The organism is Nocardia flavorosea NBRC 108225, assembly GCF_001613385.1.
GTDB lineage: Bacteria > Actinomycetota > Actinomycetes > Mycobacteriales > Mycobacteriaceae > Nocardia > Nocardia flavorosea.
The window spans coordinates 1-1,331 of sequence record NZ_BDCG01000036.1; the positions used below are offsets into that span (position 1 = coordinate 1).

The 1,331-nt window shown below is 70.6% G+C and carries 1 protein-coding gene; it reads right to left on the minus strand.

What is annotated here, in order from left to right; genetic code table 11:
- A partial coding sequence (locus tag NFL01S_RS33425; RefSeq protein ID WP_157117300.1) for a hypothetical protein occupies window positions 1–1,319 on the minus strand: 1,319 nt, incomplete at its 3' end.
- Between the last annotated feature and the right edge of the window lie 12 nt (window positions 1,320–1,331).

Sequence of the window (1,331 nt, forward strand, 5' to 3'; positions counted from 1 at the left end):
TCGAAAGCGCAGGACTTGAGCCGCTGATACGGGGTGCCGCTGAGCTTGCCGACCGCGGCGATCGCGATCTGTCGCGCCATGATCCGGGCCAGCTCCCGCACCCGCTCGCCGGTCTCGGTCTGCGCCGGGATCCAGCCGTCGCGCAGCTCGCGCAGCGCCCGGCCGAACGCGGCCAACGGCTTGGTTTTCGGCCCGGTGAACCGGATCCGCTCCAGGATCTCGACCGATTCGCCGATCTTCCACCCGTCACGGTCGGCCGCATACAACCCGCGCTCCCACACCCAGGATTCGAAGGTCTCACCCGGGGTGTTCGGATAGGTCCAGTCGCCGGCGTCGTTGCGGGTGCGGAACGGGCCCACCCGATCCCATCCGGCCGGAACGGTGACCCGCACCCGATACAGGCACGGTTCCCACCCCGACCCGCGGCGCGCGAACTCCGGCACCTGGTCGCGGATCACGGGCCCGGTGGGCATCTCCAGGTCCAGCAGCGCGGCGTAGGCGAAGCGCATGTCGTAGATGAACAGTCCCGGAATCCGGTTGGCGATATTGGCCCCGCCGCTGGCGTGGTCGGTGGCCGCGTAGTTCTCGGCGCGGGCCTGCCCGGCGTGCGAGCGGATGAGGTGCTGAAGCTCGGGATCCAGGATCGGGTACCGGTGCGCAGCTCCGGAGCGCTCCCGGGGCAGGGTGCGCCGGATCAGCTCCAGGCCGGTGCTGGCCGGGGTCGCCTTGAGCGGCACGCCGTAGCGGTCGGTGCAGACCTCGCCGAAGGTGGCGCGCAGACCGGCGAGCAGCAGCGCGAACGCGGCCTGGATCTCGGCGGGGGTCGCGGTGGCCTCCTCGGCGCGGCCGATCCATCCGGCGGCCCGGTAGATCACCAGTTGCGCACCGCGTTTGCCCGCGGCATCGGGGCGGCGATACCGCAGACTCAGCCGATCGCGCTTCTCATCGGCGCTGTGGTTCTCCCCGGTCCAGCCCTTCGGCAACCGGGTGTGCGCCCACGTCATCAGCTCGCCATCGGTGCCCAGCTCCGACCCGACCAGGTGCAGGTATTTCACCTCGGCCGGCACGCCGCGCAGCAGCTCGGCCAGGGAGGCGACCCGGCCGCGCTTGCTGATGGTGAAGGTGTCCCCGTCGTCGGTGACGCCCGCCCCGGTCTCGATGTCCACATAGGCCGAGAGCTTGACCTTCCACGGCACGATGGTGCGCTCGCTGAAGCGCACCACGGCCGTGGTCTCGGTGCCCGGGCCCGGCTCGACCGGGGCATCGATCACCGCATCGATGTCGTGCTCGGTCTCGCCGAATTCGGCCAGAAACGCCACATCTTCAGGGCT